The organism is Methanosphaera sp. (assembly GCF_016282985.1).
Taxonomy (GTDB): domain Archaea; phylum Methanobacteriota; class Methanobacteria; order Methanobacteriales; family Methanobacteriaceae; genus Methanosphaera.
On record NZ_JAEELZ010000121.1, the window covers coordinates 1 to 2,625 of the forward strand.

4 protein-coding genes are annotated in these 2,625 nt (G+C 28.2%); 2 read left to right on the top strand and 2 right to left on the bottom strand.

The annotated features are described in order from the left end of the window. On the top strand, positions 1-455 hold a 455-nt coding region (locus QZZ11_RS07450), incomplete at its 5' end, for an MATE family efflux transporter (RefSeq protein WP_292474914.1). Between the two features lie 23 nt (positions 456-478). Beyond that, positions 479-895, top strand: coding sequence for a MarR family transcriptional regulator (locus QZZ11_RS07455; protein ID WP_292474915.1), 417 nt, complete (start codon positions 479-481; stop codon positions 893-895). 69 nt (positions 896-964) lie between these two features. Here the strand turns inward: QZZ11_RS07455 and QZZ11_RS07460 are convergent, their stop codons facing one another. Beyond that, a complete protein-coding gene (locus tag QZZ11_RS07460; RefSeq protein WP_292474917.1) occupies positions 965-1,771 on the bottom strand; it encodes a nicotianamine synthase family protein in 807 nt (268 codons plus the stop codon). A gap of 271 nt (positions 1,772-2,042) precedes the next feature. Beyond that, positions 2,043-2,462 (bottom strand): hypothetical protein, encoded by a 420-nt coding sequence (locus tag QZZ11_RS07465; RefSeq protein ID WP_292474918.1) that lies wholly within the window; start codon positions 2,460-2,462, stop codon positions 2,043-2,045. Positions 2,463-2,625: the final 163 nt, after the last annotated feature.

Genomic DNA, 2,625 nt, shown 5'->3' on the forward strand with positions numbered 1-2,625 from the left:
CATACGGTTCAAGAAAGTATGAAAACTTAAGAGTAACCCTAAGATATGCAGTAAAAATAGGATTAATATCATCAATCGTAGTGTGTGCCATATTATATTTATTCGCACCACAAATAGCATTGATATTCTCATATTCCGAATCAAGTGCACAGTTAGCACCACTTATAGCAGCATTCTTACAGTTAATGTGTCTGTTCATTTTATACGTTCCATTTGGAGCATCAGCAGGAAATGTATTCCAGGGAGTAGGAAAAGGAACAACATCATTCATATTAACATTGTTCAGGGAATTCATTTTAGTGCTTATATTCTCTTACATATTGGGTTTCATATTAAACTGGGGAGAATTCGGTATATACTGTGGAATGTTACTTGGTGGACTTATAGGATCAGTAATTGCTTACATTTACATAGAGTTATACATCAAAGAATTGATTAGAAACAAATCCAAATAAAACACTGAAGGAATGAAACAATCATGAAAACAGACGATACAATGCCTACAAATGCATTTATATCCATAATCAACAGAAAACATGCAAGTTATATTAATCAAAAAGTTAAGGAAGAAAAGTTAACCTATGGATTATATCCCATACTTATAACCATTTACAGAAACGAGGGTATTATTCAGGAAGAAATTGCCCAGCATTTCCAGTTAAATGAGAGTACGGTAACAAGAAATCTTAAAAAATTGGAAGATAAAAATCTTGTCCAAAGAACACAGCACGAAAGAAAAAAGAGTATCACATTAACTGAAAAAGGTAAACAAACAGCACGTAAAGTAATGGACTATGATGAGAAATGGGATGAAAAAATACAGGATATACTTAATAATGAAGAATATCTAAATTTTAAAAATACGTTAATAAAATTATGTGATGAATTAAAATAGTCTATTTTATTCATCCATGGAATAATTTGAAGTTTTTTTTAACAATTTTATTAAAAAAAATATAAAAGATTATATAATCTTTTTAACAAGAACAGAAGTGTTGTTTACATTACCTGTAGGAAACATTAATCCTTCCTGGTGGAATCCTCTTAAATCAACATCTTTTACAGGTTCATATAACATTTGTCTCATTCCAGAATATGTTCTGTAAAGTATTGGAGTATCTGTATCAACTATTTCCCATAAATTTCCAAATACTTTATTTTTTGGAATTGCAAATGCTGCCACCATAATAACATCATAATCCAGATGTTTTACATATCTTTCATCACCAATAACTATTTTTATATCATCCTCTAATCCGAGTCTGCGGATAATGTGACGTGATAGTTTTGCTACACTCGGTTGAACTTCTATACCTATACATTTACATCCGAACATTTTGTTGAACATTATTAATGTAACAGGTAATGGTCCGCTTCCTATGAATACCAGTTTTGTATTTTCATCAAAGGGCACAAGCTTAGATTCATTATTTAGAAGACCTTCATATCTTTCGTAGAAGTGGAATGTATCTAGAACTTCCCACGCATTTTCCCCTCCCTGAATTATTTCATAAGCATTTTCTCTTTCAAGTCTGGCACCGATGTAAATATAGAAGTCACGAATTGTTTCTAATGAATCAATCATTCCTTCATCGGATAGTATGAGTTTTGCAGATTCATAATCTATACTATCATCATGAGCAATTACTTCTATTTCATCAAGAATGGGTACAAGTTCATCTAAACTGGTTTGATCAAGATGTTCTTCTCCAATTTTATTTAATTCAATTGCTATTTCTCTTATTTTTGTCCAATAATTTTTAGAACTCATATTAACTCTCTTTAAACGTATTGGTAAACATTTTTTAAAACATTAATATTATTAAATACTAATTGTTATGTTTATGATAATTTGTATTTAAAGATATTATACAAGTAAAAATTATTTGATAAACAGTTATAATAATGGTTTTAGTAATAATTAACTTTTTTGGGACTTAAAAATATTGTAAATATCTATAAAATATATAAATAATTATTTAAAAAAAGATAGGGGGATAATATCTATTTTTCAATAGTTTAGGGTAAATGATTAAAAAATATTACATAGTTACATTTTCTTTGAATAAAGCATCTTCGGGATTGCCATTAAATGGACTGTCTGTAATGAATACTTCCGCATAAGCAGGGGTATCTTTTTGATTAGTTATATAAGCATTACCGTTTACCTTGATTAATTGATCTTTAGTTACATCATTCATATTCCAGACGATAGGATTTTTCTCAATTACGGCACCATCATTATCATAGAATATTACAGTCATTTCCAAATAACTAAAATCATTTTTAGGAGTTAATTCACAATTAACATCATACAGGGAATATCCTTTACTAACGATTTCAAGATTTTTTACTTCTACATTATCTGAACTAACAAAATCGAATAATCCTGCATTTACACTGGATAAACTTAATGCAACAGTAAATATTATTAGCGTACTGAATAATAGTTTCTTGTTCATACTATTTCCTCCTGTTTAATTTATTTTGTAAAAAAAAGTTTTAATTTTTAGATATTTAAACAATTCTAATATCATTAAACAGAGTATAGGGAAAAATAGTATATTTTTTTAAAGATTATTTTTTTTCAATCTGCAAATAAGATAATAATCAATTATATGTCAG